The following is a 20202-nucleotide window of genomic DNA, read 5'->3' on the forward strand; positions in this document are numbered from 1 at the left end:
CACAACCAGGAGGCTTCATGCGGATCGGGGAGCTCGCGTCACGGGCCGGGGTCAGCGTCCGGTCCGTGCGCTACTACGGGGAGCAGGGACTGCTCACCAGCACCCGCAGCCCCAGCGGGCAGCGGCACTACACGGAAGCCGAGGTCGAGCGGGTCGCGTTCATCCAACGGCTGTACGCGGCGGGCCTGTCCAGCCGCACCATCGCGGAAGTGCTGCCCTGCGTCGACGCGCCCAGCGAGGAGAACTCCGACTCCGCGCTGGAGCGGATGGCGCAGGAGCGCGACCGGCTCTCCGCGCATATCGCCGACCTCGTACAGACCAGGGACGCACTCGACGGACTGATGGCCATGGCCCGCGCGCACCGGGAAGAACTGAGAACGGCCGCAGTCTGCTGAGTCCGTCCCGCGGCTCAGGCGATCATCACGTAGCGACCAGCCGGCGCTGGAGCCGCACGCCGGGGCGCCCGTCGATGCTGATGTGCTCCACCACAGTGAACCCGTTACGCGCGAGCACGGCCCGGGACGCCGGATTGTCGAGCGTGGTGACCGCGGTGAGTGCGGAGAGCCGGTACGCCGAGACAGCCAGCCGGCACACTTCCTCGACCCCGGCCGTCGCCACGCCCCGGCCGGCGGCACGCTCACCGATCCGGTAGCCGAGTTCAGCGACCCCCTCCTCGACGTCCACAAGATTGACGCGGCCGGCCAACTCCCCCCGGTCGTCCACGAGGACATGGAAATGACACAGACCGGCGTCCTGCTCCGCGAGGAGTGCACGGTGACGGGAGGCGAACCCGGCGAAGTACGCGTCCCCGCGATCCGACACGGACCGCGCGAAGTACCCCCGGTTTTCCCGCTCGAACTCCAGCAGGGCATCCGCATGGTCGGCCCGGAGCCGCTCCAGCCTCATCATGCTCGGACCGTACACGGACAAGCGCGTCACCAACGATGCCCGCTACCGGGCTAATGCCGCACCGTCCGGCACAGACGGCCGGAGGACCGGCCGGACGGACGGAGCTGGAGACCCTCGCGTACAGCACGGGGGCATGATGGCGGTCCTGGAGATCGTCAATTAGCCCGTCACCGGGTGCTGAGCCAGTGCGGGTCGGGGACGACCGTCAGGATCGCCGACAGCAGGACGATCACCGCCAGTACGGCCAGCTCCGCACGTGCCGGGGGCCCGGCGTCCGCGCCGCGGCGCAGCCGGTGTCTGGCCGTCAGGGCGAGGCCGCTCACGACCGAGACCAGCAGCAGTTTGGCGATGAGCACCCGGCCGTACGCCGTGCTGAACACGACGTCGGCCGGAAGCCTGCGGAGGGTGGAGAGCGTTCCGGTGGCGACGAGGGCGGCGAAGAGCCAGCCGGCGAGCCGGGCGTAGCGGGCGAGCACCTCGCGGGCCCCGGCCGGGTCGCCCCGGCGCAGCCACATCGTGCGCAGTACGTACAGCAGCCCGCCGGTCCACAGCGAGGCCGCGGTCAGATGGACGACGGTGAGGGCGGTGCCCAGCATCGGGGTGTACGGCTCGGGGTGCGCCCGCAGGGCCTCCGCGCCGACGACCACGGCCAGGGGCGCGAGGGCCGCCAGGGGGCGGTTCAGGGCGACACAGCCGGCCGCCAGCAGAAAGCCGTTGGCCATGAAGAGCAGCAGGCGGCCCTCGACGGTGCCGTACACCGTGGTGATGTCGAGGCCGCTCACGGACGCGAGCAGGATGATCTGCCCCGCCGAGGCACCCGCCCCGGTCAGCGCGGCGGCGAGCGCCCAGCCGCGTGGCGCGGGGCCGGTACGGGCGAGCCGGGCGCCGGCCAGCTCGCCGAGGTGGACGGCGAGCCCGGCGAAGACGGCGACCCGCAGCGCGGTGGTGGCTCCCGCGCCGGGTATGCGCAGCTCACCGGTCCCGCGCGAGGCTATGGCCGCGCCGAGCAGGACGACCAGCGCGGCGAACAGGACGCCGCCGGCTATCAGGGCGGCCCTGCGGCCGGCCGAGCCGGTGGCTTCGTCAGCGGACGGACCCGGATATATCACCGCTTGATCATGTCTGCCCGGCGCGTCCTCCGGCAACGCGAGCGGGGCGTGCGGCTGATGGTCCGGGCCGTCCCGGATGCCCCGCCCCCGCCCCGCACCACCGCGCGCCCGGATCAGGCCTTGCGCGAGGCCAGGAACTCGTCGAACGTCAGCAGCCCGTCACCGTTCGCGTCATGCGCGTTGATCACGGCCTGTGCCACGGTCTCGGTCACATGGAAGTCACCGAGCTGCGCCATCACGCTCTTGTACTCCGCCGCCGTGATGAGCCCGTCGCCGTTCGCGTCGAACCGCTCGAACGCCTTGCGCGCCTCGTCGATGTCCGCCACTGTTCCGCCCCTTCGTGGTGCCGTACTGACGGGGTCAGATTATCCGTACGCGTTCACCCGAACGGCGGCAGCCCAGGACGGGGGAACGCCCGCGGTGCGCGGGCGTTCCGGTGACGGCGGACCGGACGGGCAACTACGTCAGCCGCGCCACGGCTGGTAGTGCGGATTGTCCAGGCACTCCGACATGATCTCGGTCTTCTTCACCTTGTCGACCGGGCAGACACCGACGATCCGCTCCCGGGAGATCCCGCCGGGGAAGGCGACCTCCACCTGGTCGGCCCACTTGTGGGTGTCACCGATCGTCTTGTTGACGTCGATACCGCCGGGGGCGTCGATGTAGTAGTTGAAGCCGCTCTTGTACCACTGCTTGTACAGGTCGTGGTCATAGCTGGTGGAGACATACGGCGAGGGCTGGTTGACCAGGACGTACTTCTCCACGTCGTACTGCCCGTCCAGCGGCGCCTTCGGGTGGAAGCCCTGCTCGAAGATGACCTCCGGCTTCCGGCTGTCGGCGCGGTAGAGCTGCCGGCAGTCGGTGCGCCAGGCGGGCGTCGGGGTGATCCGGTCGGCCTCGACCCTACGGTCCGCCGCGGCGAACATCGGGTCCTCGACGCGGGGACACTTTTCGGCGGCCTTGAAGGAAGCCGCCTGCGCGGGGGCGGACGTGACCGGGGCGGAGCCGGCCGGGGAGTGCGTGGACGCGGCCTCGGTGGCGGAGGCCGGAATCAGGACGGCGGTGACGGACAGGGCGACGGCGGCGGCCCGCCGCCGCAAGCGAGGAGTGATCATGGGTGCACCCTCCACGCTGTACGGCGGCGGGCCGTGGACCGTCACCCGATCGGGGGCGTGTCCGTTCACAACCTTGCCTGCGCCGATACGAGTTGACGTCAGCCCGACGTCAACTCCGCGTCAAATCCGCGTCAGCTCTCGTCAGCGGAAGACTCCCGTGTGCCCCAGCGAGTAACGGCCGGGCTGCGGGTAGACCGCGAGTCCGTGCGGGCCGCCGCCGACCGGGATCCGGGCGATCTCGTTACCGCTGCGCGTGTCGATCGCGTACACCTCGGAGTCGTAACGCCCCGCCAGCCACAGCACCTTGCCGTCCGACGAGACACCGCCCATGTCGGGGCTGCCTCCGTCCGGCAGATGCCACTTCTTCGCCAGCTTGTTCTTCGCGAAGTCGAAGACGGAGATGGTGCCCTCGCCGCGGTTGGAGATGTACATCTCCTTGGAATCCCGGCTGACATACAGGCCGTGGCATCCCTCGCCCGTCGGCAGCAGCTTCGGGGTGGTGAACTTCTCGCCGTTCAGCACCCACATGCCGTGGGCCATCATGTCGGCGACGTAGAACGTCTTGCCGTCCGGCGAGATCTTCACGTCCTGCGGCATGGCGCCCTGGAAGGGCAGCTTCTGCTGGGCGATGACCTTCATCTGCTCCGTGTCGACCTTGAGGAGTTCACCGGAGAACTCGCACGAGACGATGAAGTACCGGCCGTCCGCCGAGAAGTCGGCGTGGTTGACGCCCGCGCAGGTCACCGGCTCGGTCTTCTTCACCTTCATGGTGCGCGGATCGCGGAAGACCAGCTGACGGTCGAGCGAGGCCATGACGATCGCGTACTTGCCGTTCGGCGTGAAGTAGAGGTTGTACGGATCGTGTACGTCGACCGGCTCGCCCGCCTTGCCGGTGGCGGGGTCGATCGGGGTGAGCGTATGGCCGCGGTTGTTGTTGACCCAGAGGGTCTTCAGATCCCAGGAGGGCACGACGTGCTGCGGCTGTCTGCCGACGTCGATGGTCTCGATGACCTTGTACGTCGCGGGGTCGATCACCGAGACCGTGTCGGAGTGCGTGTTGGGCACGTACACCCGCGACGGGAAGCCCTTCACGATGGGCGAGAGCATGCCGGGCCGGTCGGCGGCGTAAATGTCCTTGGGGTCCAGCACGGGCGGCATGCCCGGCAGTCCGGCCGGCATGCTCCGCTCGGGCACGACGGGCCGGGCGGCGGCCTTGGTCGCCTTCGGCGCGGCCCGCTCGGTGTCCTGGCTCGCGCAGCTCGCGAGCAGGGCGAGGGCGGCGGCCCCCAGCAGGGCGATCGTCCGTCTGGTGATCCGTTCGGTGCTCCGCGAGGTGATCGGAGTGATCGGGGTGGGCCGCTCGGTGGTCCGTGGAGTGGGGGGAAGCATCAGGTCAGCAGCTCCGTGGTCGTCACCGCGCGCAGGCCGCGGCGTTCCAGTGCGTCGAGAAGGGCGGGCAGGGCGGCGACCGTGTCCGCGTAGCCGAAGTGCAGGCTCACCACGGAGCCGTTGCGGATCTGTCCGGTGACGGTGCGGGTGACGGCCGCGGCGCCGGGCGAGGTGAAGTCGAGGGAGTCGACGTCGTACGAGAGGACATGCGGATAGCCCGCCTTCCGCGCCAGCCGCTGGACCAGCGGGGTGGCGTGCTGGGTGCGGGAGGGGCGGAACCAGCTGCCGATGGAGCCGGTGAGCCTGCGCAGCCGCTGGGCGCAGCCGTTGATCTCCGCGTACGCCGCGGCCTCGTCCAGTTCGGAGATGTCGATGTGGTGCAGCGTGTGGTTGCCGAGATCGTGGCCGCCGTCCAGGATCCGGCGGGCGAGGGCGGGATGCTCGTCGAGCCAGCCGCCCACGGCGAGGACGGTGATCCGGGCCCCGGCGCGTTCCGCCTCCGCCAGCACCGCGTTGGCGGTGGCGGGATCGCCCTGGCCGTGGAAGGTGAGGGCGACGCGCGGGCGGTCGCGGGGGCCGTGCGCGATCTCGGTGGGCTGCCCGGGGAACCGGCGCGGCGCGGGCGCGGTACGGGCCGCGGGCCGCCCGTTCCCCGGGCTGGCTCCCGCGGACGGCCCGGCCGGCGATCCGGGGGCGGATCCGCGCGGCGGGCCGGACACGGAACCGGCGGGCGTGGCGGGGGCGCTGTCCGTACAGCCGGTGGCGAGGGCGCCCGCCACGGCCGCGCCGGCTCCTGCGCGCAGTGCACTGCGACGGTCGATCGGGATCACGCCCCCATTTAAGGGGGAAGGAGGGCGAAAGGTGACGATTGACCCGTTGAAGGGGACTTACGGGTCGTCACTCTCAAGGCAGCTGACGGTCGGAGACCCGCATCTCGAACCAGGTGGTCTTGCCGCGCGGCAGCAGATCCACCCCCCACCGGTCGGAGAGCCGGTCCACCAGGAAGAGGCCGCGCCCGCTCGTGTCCATCTCGTGCACCGGCATCAGGCAGGGCAGTCCGCGCGAGGGGTCCCGTACCTCGATCCTGATCCAGCCGCGGCGGCGCAGCATGCGTAACCCGAAGACCCGGGCGCCGGTGTGCCGTACGGCGTTGCCGACGAGTTCCGAGACGAGCAGGACGGCGTACTCGGCGGTCTGCGGCGAGAGCGCCCACTGCTCCAGCACCACGCAGTGGGTGATCCGGCGGGCGGCGAGGGCGGATTCCGGGCGGGAGGGCAGACGGACTTCCGCTTCCGTCGGATTACCGAACAATTCCAGCGCCTTGTGCGCCTGTTCGTCGTCGACGGACGGTATCCACCGCGCTGCGGCCGCGTCGCCGCGCTGCCGCGGTTGCTCCACACCCTCCAGGCCCGCCATGCCCCCCATCATGGCCGTCCAGAGCACTCCCGGGGGCCGTTCCGGGTGAATCGACCCCCCGGAATGAGTCATTCCAGGGGGCGCGAACGGCATATGCCAAGGGCAGAACTCGGGCTTGCACAACTCCCTGACCAGCGATAACGACCCGCAATGGAGTGATCACCAAGAGCGATCACGGTAAATACCTTAAGGCTCTCTTAAGGTTGCGCTAAGCCGGGCGCCGGGTTGACGCGCACCGCTCCCCCGGCGCCAACAGGTGTACGTTCAGAGGAACTTGGCCTTCCCCGGACCGTCCTCCACAAACGACCGCATGCCGCGCTCGCGGTCCTCCGTGGCGAACAGGCCCGCGAACCAATTGCGTTCGATCGTGAGACCGGTCTCCAGATCCGTCTCCAGACCCGCGTCGACCGACTCCTTGGCGGCCCGCAGCGCGAGCGCGGGCCCCTGGGCGAGCTTCGCGGCCCAGGCGTGCGCCTGCTCGTACACCTCTTCCGGCGGGACCACCCGGTCGACCAGACCGATCGCCAGCGCCTCGTCGGCCTTCACCTGACGGCCCGTGAAGATGAGGTCCTTGGCCCGGGAAGGGCCGACCAGCCGCGCGAGCCGCTGCGTACCGCCGGCGCCCGGGATCAGACCGAGCAGGATCTCGGGCTGGCCGAGCTTGGCGTTGGCCCCGGCGATGCGGAAGTCCGCGCAGAGGGCCAGCTCGCAGCCGCCGCCCAGCGCGTAGCCGGTGACCGCCGCGACGACGGGCTTGGGGATCCGGGCGACAGCGGTGAACGACTCCTGGAGCGCCCGGGAGCGTACGACCATCGCCGCGTGGTCCCACCCGCGCATCTCCTTGATGTCGGCGCCGGCCGCGAAGACCTTCTCGCCGCCGTACAGGATCACGGACCGTACGTCGTCGCGCCGGCCCGCCTCCTCGGCCAGCTCGCGCAGCCGGTCCTGGATGGAGGCGTCGAGTGCGTTCATCGGGGGGCGGTCGAGCCGGATCGTACCGACGCCGCCGGAGACCTCAAGGTTCACGAATGCCATACGTGCAGGTTAACCGGCGCTAACCGGCTCCGGCACGGGTACGGGTACGGGGCACGGATACGCGGCCGGGCCCGGTGCGTCTGGTCACAGCGCACCGGGCCCGTATCCCCGCTCTCCGTGCGGGACATCGGCGGAGGTTTTACTTGATCCACTCCGACCAGGACATGTTCCAGCCGTTCAGGCCGTTGTCCGGGGCGATCTGCTTGTCCTTCGAGTTCTTCACGATCACCACGTCGCCGATGAGCGAGGAGTTGTAGAACCACGCCGACGGAGTGCCGTTGTTCCCGCCACCGCGGATGTCCCGCAGTCCCACGCAGCCATGGCTGACATTCGCGGAGCCGAACGTGCCCGAGGACGCCCAGTAGTTGCCGTGGACGAAGGTGCCCGAGGTGGACAGCCGCATCGCGTGCGGCACGTCCTTGATGTCGTACTCACCGCCGAAGCCCACCGTCGCGCCGTTCATCCTGGTCACCGCGTACTTCTCGCTGATGACCATCTGGCCGTTGTACGTGGTGGTCGAGGGGGCGCCCGCGGTGATCGGGATGTTCCTGATCTGCTTGCCGTCCCGTACGACCTTCATCGTCTTGGCGCTCGCGTCCACGGTGGAGACCTGGCTGCGGCCGATCGTGAACGTCACGGACTTGGCCTGCTCGCCGTACACCCCGGGGCGGCCCTCGACGCCGTCCAGATTGAGCTTCACGGTCACCTTCGTACCCGCCGCCCAGTACTTCTCGGGGCGGAAGTCGAGGCGGTCGTTGCCGAACCAGTGGCCCTCGACCGGTACGGACGGCTCCGCCGTCACCGTGATGGCCTTCTCCACCGCCTCGGGCTCGGTGATGCCCCGGGTGAAGTTGATCGAGACCGGCATTCCGACACCGACCGTGGAACCGTCCTCGGGCGTGTAGTGGCCGATGAAGGTGTTCTTCGGTACGAGCGTGGTGAAGGTGGTGTCCTTGGCGGACTCGCGGCCCTCGGCGTCCTTGGCGATCGCGTGCACCTTGTACTTGGTGGCGCCGGCGAGATGCCGGAGCGGCTCCCAGCTCGTGCCGTCCGCGGTCAGCTTGCCCTCGACCGGGTTGCCCTTGTCGTCCTGGACGGTGACCGTGGTCAGCTTGCCCTTGTCGGCCGAGACCTTGAGGGCGCCCGTGGTCGCGACCGCCTTCGCCTCGTTCTTCGGGGCGATCGTCACGACGGCGACCGACGCGGCGTTCTCGACCTTCCCCGCGCCCTTGCCGTCGTTATTGTCACCGTCGCCCGCGCCGGAGCCCCCGCCCCCGCCGCACGCCGTGACCAGCAGGAGCAGTGCCCCAAGTATCAGGGCCAGCAGCCCCGTTCCGCTCTGTCCCCGTCGTCCCGTTCGCCGTCGCGGTCTCCCGTCCCGCGACGTCCGGCCCGACCCGGCCGATGTCCCCGATATCGGCAGCCCATTCACTATGGTCGTCTCCCCTCGCACGGCCTGGCCCCGCCACGGCCCGCACTCCCCGCGCGTCGAGTGCACGCGCTCGCGACAGATAATCACACCGCGAGCTGTGCGGTGATCTCACGTCTGTCACCATTCGGTCCCAACAGGCCGGGACGGTGCAGGTCATACGGGCTGTACGAGGGGACGGCCCGTGCCGGAGGGCCCCGCCGGAGCACCGGCCGGTGCCGGTGGGGGCTTCAGTCGGCGGCCGAGTCCGGGACCGCGGCGAGGGCCGAACCCGCCTTCCACCGCTTCCAGTCCAGGTTCCAGCCGCCCAGACCGTTGTCGGGTGCGACCGTACGGTCACGGGAGTTGACCACCTCCACGACATCACCGATCAGGGTGCGGTCGAAGAACCAGCCGGCCGGGGTGTCGGGGCCGCCGCCCTTCACGTCTCGCAGCCCGACACAGCCATGGCTGACGTTCTCGGAGCCGAACGTCTCGGCGGGCGCCCAGTAGTTGCCGTGCAGAAACGTCCCGGACGTGGTGAGCCGTACCGCGTGCGGCACGTCCTTGATGTCGTACTCACCGCCGAAGCCGACCGTCCTGCCGTTCATGCGGGTGACGTCGTACAACTCGGTGACCACCATCTTCCCGTTGTACGTGGTGGTCTTGGCCGCGCCCGCGGTGATCGGCACGGTCGAGACCAGCTCCCCGTCGCGCCGTACCTCCATGGTGTGCTCCTCGGCGTCGACCAGCGAGACCTGCGAGCGGCCGACGGTGAAGCCGACGGTCTTCTCCTGGATGCCGAGCACCCCCGGCGCGGCCTGGACGTCACGCAGGGCCAGCTCGACCGTGACTTTCGTGCCCGGCTCCCAGTACTCGCGCGGCCGGAAGTCGAGACGGTCGTGGCCGAACCAGTGCCCGGCGATCTCGGCCGGCGGATCCGCCGTCACGGTGATGGCGCGCTCGACGGCCGCGCGGTCCTGGATCCTCCGGTTGAAGTCGAACGAGATGATCATGCCGGTGCCGACGGTGGCACGGTTCTCCGGGGAGAAGTAGCCGATGAACCGGTCGGTGGGGACCGCCGTCGTGAAGGTGGTGTGGCGCGCCGAGCGACGGCCCGCGCCGTCCACGGCCACCGCGTCGACGCTGTACTTGGCGGCCAGCGCGATCCGCGCGCCGCTCTCCGGCGTCCAGGACCGGCCGTCCGCGGAGATCCGTCCGCGAAGCTCGGTGGGTTGCGCGTCCTCCACCTGTTCGACCTTGACGCGCTCCAGCCGGCCGTCCGGCACCCGTACCGCGATCGGGTCGGACCGGCCGATGCCCTTCGTACCGTCCTCGGGGGTGATCCGGATCGTGTCCCCGGGGGCGCGCGACTTGCCCTCCGTGAACGATTCGGCGCCTGTGCATCCCGCCAGGCCGGCCAGCAGCCCGGTCATCAGTCCTGCCCATGTCAGGACGGCGGCCACGCCCGTCCCTGCCCGCTTGGGCTCTGTCCGCTTCAGTACGTGTCTCACGTCCCGCCCAACGACCACGCCCCTCCGGGGGAAACGTGAGGGCGGGCCCTCTTGCGGGCAGAACAGGTGGGAGGACCACGCGAGGGGAGCCACGGCCGGGACGTCGTGCGCCCGATCCGCGAGGCCGATGAGCCGCGGGAGGCCGGTCAGTGGCGAGCGCAGCCGAGCAGAAGGCAGTGCAGGAGAAGCGGAAGGAGGAGGTCAAGGAGCAGGCCACGGAGCAGGGGAAGGACCGGGGAAGGCCGATCCGGGACGGCAACGGTCACCGCCCCGGGCCCGGCGCCCCGAGGCCCGTGGTCTGGCCGGGCGCGCCGACCCCGCTGGGGGCGCGCTACCGCGTGGGCCCCGACGGCGTCGCGGGCACCAATTTCGCGCTCTGGGCGGGCGGCGCCGAGGCGGTCGAGGTCTGTCTGTTCGACGACAGCGGCGCCGAGACCCGGCTGCCGCTGACCGAGCTGACCCATGAGATCTGGCACGGCTTCGTGCCCGGCATCCGGCCCGGACAGCGGTACGGATACCGCGTCCACGGCCGCTGGGACCCCTGGACGGGCGCCCGCTGGAATCCGGCGAAGCTGCTGCTCGACCCGTACGCCCGCGCGGTCGACGCGGCCGAGGGGCATGATTACGGCCGGCTGCCCCCGGAGGTCTACGGCCATGTGCGGGACTGGCCGCAGCGGGAGGTGGCCGACACCGTACGGGACGGCCGCGACTCCGCCCCGTACGTCCCCAAGGGGGTCGTCGTCCATGACGGCGCGCCCGACGACGAGTGGGCCGACGACCGCCGGCCCAAGACGCCCTGGGCCGATTCGGTCATCTACGAGCTGCATGTGCGGGGCTTCACCAGACTCCACCCGGGGATCCCGGAGGAGCTGCGCGGTACGTACGCGGGCCTCGCGCATCCGGCGGCCATCGGCCATCTGCGGCGGCTCGGGGTGACGGCGGTGGAGCTGCTGCCCGTGCACCAGTTCGCGCACGAGGACCATCTGCTGCGGCGCGGGCTGCGCAACTACTGGGGCTACAACTCCATCGGCTACTTCGCGCCGCACGCCGGCTACGCGGCGAGCGGCACGCGGGGGCAGCAGGTCGCGGAGTTCAAGGGCATGGTGCGGGCGCTGCACGCCGCGGGGATAGAGGTCATCCTCGATGTGGTCTACAACCACACGGCGGAGGGCGGGGAGCTGGGGCCGACCCTGTCCCTGCGCGGTATCGACAACCGCGGCTACTACCGGCTGCCCTCCGACGCGCGCAGGTACACGGACTACACCGGCTGCGGCAACACCCTCCATGTGGTCCAGCCCCAGGTGCTGCGGCTGATCACCGATTCGCTGCGCTACTGGGTGACGGAAATGGGGGTCGACGGCTTCCGCTTCGATCTGGCGGCGGCCCTGGCCCGCTCGATGCATGACGTCGACATGCTCTCGCCGTTCCTCGCGGTGATCGCCCAGGACCCGGTGCTGCGCCGGGTGAAGCTGATCGCCGAGCCGTGGGACGTGGGCAACGGCGGCTACCAGGTCGGGTCGTTCCCCCCGCTGTGGACGGAGTGGAACGACCGCTACCGCGACGCCGTACGGGACTTCTGGCGCGGCGCCCTGCCCGATGTGCGGGATCTCGGCTACCGGCTGTCCGGGTCGAGTGATCTGTACGCGTGGGGCGGCCGGCGGCCGTACGCGTCCGTCAACTTCGTCACCGCGCACGACGGCTTCACGCTGCGCGATCTGGTGTCGTACGAGCGGAAGCACAACGAGGCCAACGGCGAGGGCAACAGGGACGGGACGCACGACAACCGCGCCTGGAACTGCGGGGTGGAGGGCGAGACGGACGACGCCGCGGTCAACGCGCTGCGCCGGCGGCAGTCGCGCAATCTGCTCACCACCCTGCTGGTGTCGACGGGCGTGCCGATGCTGGTCGCGGGCGACGAGATGGGCCGTACGCAGCGCGGCAACAACAACGCGTACTGCCAGGACAGCGAGGTCAGCTGGCTGGACTGGTCGCTGCTGGAGAGCCCCCGCGGGCAGGGGCTGCACGCGCTGACCGCCCGGCTGCTCGCCCTGCGCCACGCCCATCCCGTACTGCGCCGCCGCGCGTTCTTCTCCGGCCGGCCGCAGGCCCCGGACGGGCTGCGCGACCTGGCGTGGTTCACCCCGCAGGGCGCGGAGATGACGGAGGAGGACTGGTACGCGCCCGCCTCGACGCTCGGACTCTTCCTGTCCGGCCGGGACATCCCCGGCAGGGACGCACGCGGCGAGAAGATCACGGACGACAGCTTCCTGACGGTCCTGCACGCGGACGGCCGTCCGGTGGAATTCGCACTGCCTGGCCCGCCCTGGGCGCAGGCGTACGAACTGGTGGTCGACACCACGCGGGAGGAGCAGTCGGAGGCGCCGGGCACGGTGTACGAGGGAGGGACGACGGTCACGGTCCCGCCGCGCGCGGTGCTGCTGTTCAGATTGCAGGGGTGAGGACTCCGCCCGCGGGTGGCAGTCATAGCGGGTGTGACGGGAAAACCACATGAGCGATGTCAGTGGCGAACCGTAGGCTCGCCCCTGATGTCCGAAACACATGCAGCCACCAAGGACCGGTCCTCCGTTCGCTCTCTGCTGCGGCTGTGGCCGTACGTACGACCGGTGCGCGTACGTCTGTTCAGCGCGGCATTTGTCGCGATCGTCGCCTCCTGTCTCGGGCTGGTGTTCCCCCTCGTACTGAAGTGGATGGTGGACGGTCCCGTCGCGGACCGGGACACCGGGGGCATCTGGCTCGGGGCGCTGCTCCTGCTGGTGCTGGGGATCGTCGAGGCCGTGCTGTTCGGTTTCCGCCGCTGGCTGGTGGCGCGGCCGCTGGCCGGTGTGGAGGCGGCGATGCGGGCGGATCTCTACCGGCATCTGCAACGGCTGCCGGTGGCGTTCCATGACCGGTGGCCGTCGGGTCAGCTGCTCTCGCGCGGCACGACGGATCTGATGCTGCTGCGGATGTTCCTGGCGTTCCCGCTGACGTTTCTGCTGGTCAACGCGACGACGATCCTGGTGGGTTTTCTGATTCTGCTGATGCAGGACTGGTCGCTGGGGCTGGTGCTGATGATCCCGGTGGTGCCGCTGGTGATCCTCTGTTCATTCTTCGAGTCGCGGTTCGCGCTGGTCGCGCGCCGGGCGCAGGACCAGGTGGGCGATCTGACGACGGTGGTCGAGGAGGGTGTGCTCGGCATCCGGATCATCAAGGGGTTCGGCCGCCACCGCAGCCAGTCCCTCGCCTTCCGCGCGCTCACGCGGCGGCTGCGGGAGACGGAGCTGGAGAAGGCGCGGCTGCTGGCGGGCATCTGGGCCGTGATCATGGCCATTCCCGAACTGGCCATCGCCGCCGCGCTGGTGCTCGGCACGATCCAGGTCGCGGACGGCGGACTCTCCACGGGCACGCTGGTCGCCTTCCTGTCGACGGCGCTGGCGCTGCGGTGGCCGGTGGAGTCGATCGGGTTCCTGCTGGCGATGAGCCAGGAGTCCGCGACGGCGACGGAGCGGTTCTTCGAGGTGATGGACGTACAGGAGGAGAAGGACGTACGGGAGGGGGACGCGCCGGGGCATGCCTCGGGGCACGAACCCGAGGGCGGGGGCGGGCTGCGCTTCGAGGGGGTCTCGTTCCGGTACCCGGACGCCGAGGCGGGCTCCACGCCCGTCCTGGAGCGTATCGATCTGCACATCGAACCCGGCGAGACGATGGCCGTCGTCGGGGCCACCGGCTCGGGCAAGACCACGCTGACCGCGCTCGTACCGCGACTGCACGAGGTGACCGCCGGACGGATCACGCTGGACGGCGAGGACATCGCGCTGATGCCGCGCGAGCGGCTGCGGGAGCTGGTGTCGGTGGCGTTCGAGGAGCCGACGCTGTTCTCGGCGACCGTCGGGGAGAACGTGCTGATGGGCGCGGAGGCCGCCGACGAGGACGCGCTACGGAGGGCGCTGGACGTGGCTCAGGCCGGGTTCGTCGAGGATCTGCCGCAGGGGACCGGGACAGAGGTCGGCGAGCAGGGGCACAGCCTCTCCGGCGGCCAGCGCCAACGGCTCGCGCTGGCACGGGCGGTGGTCGGCCGGCCGCGCTTCCTGGTGCTCGACGATCCGCTGTCCGCGCTGGACGTGCATACGGAAGCGCTGGTCGAGGCCGCGCTGCGGCAGGTGCTCAGGGAGACCACGGCGCTGGTGGTGGCGCACCGGCCGTCGACGGTGCTGCTCGCCGACCGGGTGGCGCTGATCTCGGGGGGCCGGGTCGCCGCTGTCGGCACCCATCAGGAGCTGCTGCGGAGCAGCGAGGAGTACGCGTGGCTGATGTCCGGGGCGGAGCGGGATCCCGGATCAGCGGCCGGTTCCGAGTCCGGTTCCGAGACCGCTTCCGGGGCTGTTGAGGAGAGCATCCGATGACGACGTCGACCACCACGGGCCAGGACGCGACGGGCCCGGACGCGAACGGCCGTGACACGAATGGCCGTGACACGAATGGCCCGTTCGAGCCCGCCGACAAGGGGTCCCTCGCGTCACCCGCCGCTCCCAACGTCACCGCGGCCGACGACCCGTTCGGCCAGGACGCCCTGCCCGCGCCCCCGGGCGCGACCGGCGCTCTGCTGCGGTCCCTGCTGAAGATCCGGCGCGGGAGGGTCGCGCTGGCCGCGCTGCTCCTGCTGCTCCAGCAGGCCGCCTCCCAGGCGGGCCCGCTGATCGTCGCGTACGCCATCGACCGCGGTGTGCCCGCCTTCCGCGACGGCGACAACGGGCCGCTGTACGCCGTCGGGGCGGGGTATCTGATCTGCGCGCTGGGCTCGGGAGCGTTCCAGTACGCCTTCATCCGGGTCTCGGCCCGGGTCAACCAGGACGTACTGCTCGATCTGCGCGGCCGGATCTTCCGTCACGCCCAGGCGCTGAGCCTGGACTTCCATGAGCGCTATACCTCCGGGCGGCTGATCTCCCGGTCGACCACCGATGTGGAGTCGCTGCGCGAGCTGCTCGGCGAGGGTCTTCAGGAACTCATCGGGGTGGTGCTGGCCTTTGTGTACATCTCGGCGATGCTGCTCTATCTGGATGTGGGGATCGGGTCGTTGGCCGTGTTCTCCTTCGTCCCTCTGTATCTGCTGGTGCGGGTCTACCAGCGGCGGGCGGGGGTGGTCTTCGGCCGGCGCTCCACCGCGATCGCGGCCGTGATCGTGAAGTTCGCGGAGACGATGAACGGCATCAGGCCGGTGCAGGCGTTCCGGCGCGAGCGCGCCAATGACGCGGACTTCCACGCGCTCAACCACCGCCATGAACGCAACAACGGCGATGCGCTGCTGGAGATGGCCCGGTATGTGATCGGCTCCCGGTTCGTCGCCAATACCGCCGTCGCCGCGATCGTCCTGTGGGCCGCCTACCGGGTGGCGGACGGCACGCTCGCGCTGGGGGTGCTGGCCGCGGCCGTGCTGTATCTGCGCAGGCTGTACGACCCGATCGACCGGCTGGGGATGTTCCTCAACTCGTACCAGTCGGCGGCGGCCTCGATGGAGAAGATCGCGGGTCTGCTGGCCCAGACGCCCTCGGTGCCCGAGGCGTCGGACCCCCGGACGCTGCCCGCGCTCACCGGCGAGTTCCCGGGCCGTGAGGCCGTCTTCGACGGGGTGAGCTTCGCGTACCGTACGGGCGGCGAGGTCCTCCCGCGCTTCGAACTGACGATCCCGGCCGGCCAGACGGTCGCGGTCGTGGGCTCGACGGGCGCCGGCAAATCCACGCTGGCGAAGCTGCTCGCGCGGTTCTACGACCCGACGGAGGGCCGGATCCTCCTCGACGGCGTCGATCTGCGGGAGCTGGACACCCCCGAGCTGCGGCGCGGGGTGGTGATGGTGACCCAGGAGGCGTTCCTGTTCTCCGGCACGGTCGCCGAGAACATCGCCCTGGGCCGCCCGGACGCCTCCCGCGAGGACATCGAGCGCGCCGCGAAGGCCATCGGCGCCCATGAGTTCATCAGCGGCCTGCCCGACGGCTACGACACGGACGTACGCAAACGCGGCGGCCGGATCTCCGCGGGCCAGCGCCAACTGGTGGCCTTCGCCCGCGCGCTGCTGGCGAATCCGGCGGTCCTGATCCTCGACGAGGCGACCAGTTCCCTCGACATCCCGGGCGAACGCGCGGTCCAGCGCGCGATGGACACGGTCCTGCACGGCCGTACGGCGGTGATCATCGCGCACCGCCTGTCGACGGTCGAGATCGCGGACCGGGTGCTGGTGATGGAACACGGCCGCATCGTCGAGGACGGCACCCCGAAGGACCTGATCGCCGGCACGGGCCGCTTCGCGGGCCTCCACCAAGCCTGGCGCGACAGCCTGGCCTGACCCCGGCCGCAGGGTAGGACAAACGCTCTGCCCGATACCCTGACCTGGTGAAGACCACCGCGCGGCACCACTCGGACGGAGACCCGCAGGCCACGCTCGGCACCCGCGAACGGGTCGTCAGGGCGGCCTCGCGGCTGATGCAGCGGCAGGGGTACGACGGGGCCGGGATCAAGCAGATCGCCCAGGAGGCCAACGCCACGCTGGGCTCCGTCTACCACTTCTTCCCCGGCGGGAAGCAGGAGTTGGCCGTCGCCGCGATCGATCACGGCGACCGGGAGTTCGCCACGATCCTGCGCGAGGTGCTGGACGGCGAACCGGACCCGGCCCAGGCGGTCATCGCCTGTGCCGACAGCCTCGCGACGGGCCTGCGCGCCTCCGACTGGATCGACGGCTGCCCGGTCACGGCCACCGCCCTCGGGACGGCCGGCCGCGCACCCGACATCCAGCGGGCCGCCGCCCTGGCCTTCGAGAACTGGCGCGGGCTCGTGGCCGACGCGCTCCGCCGCGCCGGGATCCCCGACGAGGACGCCCGGAGCCTGGGCCATACGGTGATCAGCACGCTGGAGGGCGCCGAGTTCGCGGCCCAGGTGTCCAGGAGCGACGAGCCGCTGCGTACGGCGGGGACGCATCTCGCCCGGCTGATCAACTCGTACCGGCCCGCGCGCGGCCTCTGAGCCCCACGGCCTCTAGGGCCGGGCGGCGCGCCACGCATCGCGTCCGCCGCGTACCGCCGGTGGTACGAAACGAGCCACAATCCGAAGCGATCGCGTCACGGCACACCGGCCCCTCGCACCCCACCCGTTCACAATCCACAACGTCGCGCATCGCCCGCCGGATCTCCGCACCCTGTCCGGATCCGGCCCCCGCGAACCCCCGGAAACACCACCGCAATGATCGACGAAACGTCCGCTTAACGAACAAGGCCTTTCAGGCAGCGGACGAATTCCGGCCAACTTGTTGACGCGCTCCTGACAGCGAGCGGTCACGCCTGCCACTCTTCCCCCGTTCTCCGCACCACCTTGCTCCGCGTGCACTGTCCGGACGGCCCACCGAGCTGCCCGGAACCCCCCTCGCAGAAGGAGTTCGCGTGAGACCCACGCTCAGCCGCCGCGCCACCGCGACCGGCGCTCTGATCGCCGCAGCAGCTCTCCTCACCGTCGGCGTCCAGGCCGGCACCGCCACCGCCCAGCCGGACAGCGCGCCCGCCGCGCCCGTCGCCGGCAAGGCAGACCCCGGAGCGCTGCCGCGTACCCTCTCCCCCGCCCAGCGCGCCGCGCTGATACGCGAGGCCGACGCGACCAAGGCGGCCACCGCCAAGGAGCTCGGCCTCGGGGCACAGGAGAAGCTCGTCGTCCGCGATGTCGTCCAGGACGTCGACGGCACCACGCACACCCGGTACGAGCGCACCTACCAGGGCCTTCCGGTCCTCGGCGGTGACCTCGTGGTCGCGGCGACGAAGGCGGGCGCGACCCAGTCCGTCAGCAAGGCGTCCACGTCGGCGCTCAAGAACGTCGCCACCACGGCCGACATCGCGCCGGCCGTCGCCGAGAAGCAGGCGCTGGGCGCCGCCGCCGCGGACGGTTCGAAGAAGACCGAGGCCGACCGCGCGCCGCGCAAGGTCGTCTGGATGGCGCAGGGTTCCCCGACCCTCGCCTACGAGACCGTCGTCGGCGGACTCCAGCACGACGGCACCCCGAACGAGCTGCATGTCGTCACCGACGCCGCCACCGGCAAGAAGCTCTACGAGTGGCAGGGCGTCCAGAACGGCGTGGGCAACACCCAGTACAGCGGCCAGGTCACCCTCGGCTCCACCCAGTCGGGGTCGACGTACAACCTGACCGACGGCGGCCGCGGCAGCCACAAGACGTACAACCTGAACCGCGGTACGTCGGGGACCGGAACGCTGTTCTCGAACTCCACCGACACCTGGGGCAACGGCGCCCCCGCCAACCTGGAGACCGCGGGCGCCGACGCCGCCTACGGCGCCGGGGAGACCTGGGACTACTTCAAGAACGTGCACGGCCGCACCGGCATCCGCGGTGACGGCGTCGGCGCGTACTCCCGGGTCCACTACAGCAGCGGCTACGTCAACGCCTTCTGGCAGGACAGCTGCTTCTGCATGACGTACGGCGACGGCTCGGGCAACGCCAAGCCGCTGACGTCCATCGACGTGGCCGCCCACGAGATGTCCCACGGCGTCACCGCCAACACGGCGGGCCTGATCTACAGCGGCGAGTCCGGCGGTCTGAACGAGGCCACCTCCGACATCTTCGCCGCGGCGGTCGAGTTCTACGCCAACAGCCCGCAGGACCCGGGTGACTACCTGGTCGGCGAGAAGATCGACATCAACGGCAACGGCACCCCGCTGCGGTACATGGACAAGCCGAGCAAGGACGGCGCGTCCAAGGACTACTGGTACTCCGGTATCGGCAATGTCGATGTCCACTACTCCTCGGGCCCGGCGAACCACTGGTTCTACCTGCTCTCCGAGGGCAGCGGCGCCAAGGTCGTCAACGGTGTCTCGTACGACTCCCCGACCTCCGACGGTCTGCCGGTGACCGGCATCGGCCGGGCGAAGGCCGAGCAGATCTGGTTCAAGGCGCTCACCACGAAGTTCACCTCCACGACCAACTACGCGGCGGCCCGTACCGGCACGCTCGCGGTCGCCGGTGAGCTGTACGGCACCACCAGCGCCGAGTACACGGCCGTCGCGAACGCCTGGGCCGGTATCTCGGTCGGCACCCGCCCCGGTGGCGGCGGCGGGGGCGGCACGGTCTTCGAGAACACCGGAGCGGTCGCCATCCCGGACAACGGCGCCGCGGTGACCTCGTCGGTCACCGTCACCGGAGTCACGGGCAACGCCCCGTCCAACCTCCTGGTCGGCGTGGACATCACGCACACCTGGCGCGGTGACCTGGTCATCGACCTGGTCGCCCCGGACGGCACCGCGTTCCGGCTGAAGAACGCCAGCGGCAGCGACTCCGCGGACGATGTCGTGGAGACGTTCTCCGTGAACGCCTCGTCCAAGGTGGCCAACGGCACCTGGCAGCTGAAGGTCCAGGATGTCGCGGCGCAGGACACGGGCCGTATCAACAGCTTCAAGCTCACCTTCCCGACGAGCTGAGCCGTACTGCCGTAAGACCGTACGATCGGCGGAACCGCCCGGGGTGTGACGACACCCCGGGCGGTTCCGTCTGCCGGTCGCGGCACTAGCCGGATGAGGCCGCAGGGGAGTCGGTCACGCGTCCGCGCGCGGCTCGGTCCGCTGCCGGGCGTGACCGGCTGGATCGGCGGCGCGGACGAGCTGGCGCAGCGCGCCGTAGAAGACCTCGTGGTCCACGACGGCGGGCAGGATGGCGGCGAGATGCCCGGTCAGTACGGGGAACTCCGCCGGATCCAGCGCCGCCAGCGCGGTCCGGGTCATCGCCAGCGAGGACTTCGGATCGCGGTGATCGACGAAGGTCGCGCTGCCGAGGGTGAGCAGATACATCCGGCGGTACGCGCTGATCGCCTCCTCGGGCGTCATGCCCGCCCGGATGCTGTCGGCGAGCTGCGGCTCCACCAGCCGCCCCAGCAGCTGCGGCCCGAGCCACGGCCGCCCGCCGCGCAGGGCGAGCAGCCCCGGGTGGGCGGTCAGCGACTCGTAGAGCCGGCGGAAGCGGGCCTCGGTGGCGCGGGCCCAGTCGGTGCCGGGCGGGATGTCCGGCAGATCGGCCGCGAGGTGGTCGGCGCAGAGGTCGAGCAGCCCGGCGAGATCCGTGCAGCGGCGCTGAACGGTGGCGTGGGCGACACCGAGGCGGGCGGCCAGCGTACGGAAACTCAGGGCTCCCGGACCCTCCTCGTCGACCAGCGCGAGCGCTGTCGCGGCGATACGGCCGGGGGTGGCGGAGTCGAGGGAAGCGGATTGCCGGGGCATGCCTGCCAGCGTACGGTACAGCGTACGATACGCCGTATCGAACGAGGAGCAGCC

Annotated in this window: 17 protein-coding genes; 6 read left to right on the forward strand and 11 right to left on the reverse strand. The window is 70.8% G+C overall.

Annotation, left to right across the window (positions count from 1 at the left end; genetic code table 11):
- Positions 1-17: 17 nt before the first annotated feature.
- On the forward strand, positions 18-395 hold the full coding sequence (locus IF11_RS0113915) for a MerR family transcriptional regulator (protein WP_030351870.1): 378 nt from the start codon (positions 18-20) through the stop codon (positions 393-395).
- 25 nt (positions 396-420) lie between these two features.
- Here IF11_RS0113915 and IF11_RS0113920 read toward each other — a convergent pair whose 3' ends face one another.
- From IF11_RS0113920 to IF11_RS0113965, 10 genes are all read right to left on the reverse strand, one after another.
- A complete protein-coding gene (locus IF11_RS0113920) occupies positions 421-909 on the reverse strand; it encodes a GNAT family N-acetyltransferase (protein WP_030351871.1) in 489 nt (162 codons plus the stop codon).
- A 167-nt stretch (positions 910-1076) separates the two neighbouring features.
- Entirely contained in the window at positions 1077-2096 is a 1020-nt protein-coding gene (locus IF11_RS0113925; RefSeq protein ID WP_078490663.1) for a copper resistance D family protein, read from the reverse strand.
- A 35-nt stretch (positions 2097-2131) separates the two neighbouring features.
- Positions 2132-2344, reverse strand: a complete 213-nt coding sequence (locus IF11_RS0113930) for an EF-hand domain-containing protein (RefSeq protein WP_030351873.1) — start codon at positions 2342-2344, stop codon at positions 2132-2134.
- Positions 2345-2482: 138 nt separating this feature from the next.
- Positions 2483-3133, reverse strand: a complete 651-nt coding sequence (locus IF11_RS0113935) for an ADP-ribosyltransferase (protein ID WP_030351874.1) — start codon at positions 3131-3133, stop codon at positions 2483-2485.
- Positions 3134-3274: 141 nt separating this feature from the next.
- Positions 3275-4522, reverse strand: coding sequence for a YncE family protein (locus tag IF11_RS0113940; protein WP_078490664.1), 1248 nt, complete (start codon positions 4520-4522; stop codon positions 3275-3277).
- Positions 4522-5352 carry a polysaccharide deacetylase family protein gene (locus tag IF11_RS0113945; RefSeq protein ID WP_030351876.1) on the reverse strand — a complete coding sequence of 277 codons (831 nt, stop codon included), beginning with the start codon at positions 5350-5352 and terminating at the stop codon, positions 4522-4524. The genes IF11_RS0113940 and IF11_RS0113945 overlap by 1 nt, the downstream gene beginning before the upstream one ends.
- 73 nt (positions 5353-5425) lie before the next feature.
- Positions 5426-5950: an ATP-binding protein gene (locus IF11_RS0113950; RefSeq protein WP_030351877.1), complete on the reverse strand. Its 525-nt coding sequence runs from the start codon at positions 5948-5950 to the stop codon at positions 5426-5428.
- A 252-nt stretch (positions 5951-6202) separates the two neighbouring features.
- A complete protein-coding gene (locus IF11_RS0113955; protein ID WP_030351878.1) occupies positions 6203-6973 on the reverse strand; it encodes an enoyl-CoA hydratase/isomerase family protein in 771 nt (256 codons plus the stop codon).
- A gap of 139 nt (positions 6974-7112) precedes the next feature.
- A complete protein-coding gene (locus IF11_RS0113960; protein WP_030351879.1) occupies positions 7113-8405 on the reverse strand; it encodes a L,D-transpeptidase in 1293 nt (430 codons plus the stop codon).
- A 227-nt stretch (positions 8406-8632) separates the two neighbouring features.
- Positions 8633-9817 carry a L,D-transpeptidase gene (locus IF11_RS0113965; protein ID WP_078490665.1) on the reverse strand — a complete coding sequence of 395 codons (1185 nt, stop codon included), beginning with the start codon at positions 9815-9817 and terminating at the stop codon, positions 8633-8635.
- A 323-nt stretch (positions 9818-10140) separates the two neighbouring features.
- Here IF11_RS0113965 and glgX point away from each other — a divergent pair, with 323 nt between their 5' ends.
- From glgX to IF11_RS0113990, 5 genes are all read left to right on the forward strand, one after another.
- Positions 10141-12354: a glycogen debranching protein GlgX gene (gene glgX / locus IF11_RS0113970; RefSeq protein ID WP_420894613.1), complete on the forward strand. Its 2214-nt coding sequence runs from the start codon at positions 10141-10143 to the stop codon at positions 12352-12354.
- Positions 12355-12441: 87 nt separating this feature from the next.
- A complete protein-coding gene (locus IF11_RS0113975) occupies positions 12442-14298 on the forward strand; it encodes an ABC transporter ATP-binding protein (RefSeq protein ID WP_051745872.1) in 1857 nt (618 codons plus the stop codon).
- Complete coding sequence (locus IF11_RS0113980) at positions 14295-16232, forward strand: ABC transporter ATP-binding protein (protein ID WP_078490666.1); 1938 nt, start codon at positions 14295-14297, stop codon at positions 16230-16232. Before IF11_RS0113975 ends, IF11_RS0113980 begins: the two co-directional genes overlap by 4 nt.
- Before the next feature lie 47 nt (positions 16233-16279).
- Positions 16280-16906, forward strand: a complete 627-nt coding sequence (locus tag IF11_RS0113985) for a TetR/AcrR family transcriptional regulator (protein WP_030351884.1) — start codon at positions 16280-16282, stop codon at positions 16904-16906.
- A gap of 413 nt (positions 16907-17319) precedes the next feature.
- A complete protein-coding gene (locus tag IF11_RS0113990; protein ID WP_030351885.1) occupies positions 17320-19356 on the forward strand; it encodes a M4 family metallopeptidase in 2037 nt (678 codons plus the stop codon).
- 114 nt (positions 19357-19470) lie between these two features.
- Here IF11_RS0113990 and IF11_RS0113995 read toward each other — a convergent pair whose 3' ends face one another.
- A complete protein-coding gene (locus IF11_RS0113995; protein ID WP_030351886.1) occupies positions 19471-20148 on the reverse strand; it encodes a TetR/AcrR family transcriptional regulator in 678 nt (225 codons plus the stop codon).
- Between the last annotated feature and the right edge of the window lie 54 nt (positions 20149-20202).

The sequence above is a fragment of the Streptomyces scopuliridis RB72 genome, from assembly GCF_000718095.1.
GTDB lineage: Bacteria > Actinomycetota > Actinomycetes > Streptomycetales > Streptomycetaceae > Streptomyces > Streptomyces scopuliridis.

Coding starts and splice junctions, on each gene's coding strand:
- IF11_RS0113980 (WP_078490666.1), top strand. CDS start 14,295: ATGACGACGTCGACCACCACGGGCCAGGACGCGACGGGCCCGGACGCG.
- IF11_RS0113995 (WP_030351886.1), bottom strand. CDS start 20,148: ATGCCCCGGCAATCCGCTTCCCTCGACTCCGCCACCCCCGGCCGTATC.
- IF11_RS0113975 (WP_051745872.1), top strand. CDS start 12,442: ATGTCCGAAACACATGCAGCCACCAAGGACCGGTCCTCCGTTCGCTCT.
- IF11_RS0113935 (WP_030351874.1), bottom strand. CDS start 3,133: ATGATCACTCCTCGCTTGCGGCGGCGGGCCGCCGCCGTCGCCCTGTCC.
- IF11_RS0113940 (WP_078490664.1), bottom strand. CDS start 4,522: ATGCTTCCCCCCACTCCACGGACCACCGAGCGGCCCACCCCGATCACT.
- IF11_RS0113965 (WP_078490665.1), bottom strand. CDS start 9,817: ATGACCGGGCTGCTGGCCGGCCTGGCGGGATGCACAGGCGCCGAATCG.
- IF11_RS0113950 (WP_030351877.1), bottom strand. CDS start 5,950: ATGATGGGGGGCATGGCGGGCCTGGAGGGTGTGGAGCAACCGCGGCAG.
- IF11_RS0113955 (WP_030351878.1), bottom strand. CDS start 6,973: ATGGCATTCGTGAACCTTGAGGTCTCCGGCGGCGTCGGTACGATCCGG.
- IF11_RS0113920 (WP_030351871.1), bottom strand. CDS start 909: ATGATGAGGCTGGAGCGGCTCCGGGCCGACCATGCGGATGCCCTGCTG.
- IF11_RS0113915 (WP_030351870.1), top strand. CDS start 18: ATGCGGATCGGGGAGCTCGCGTCACGGGCCGGGGTCAGCGTCCGGTCC.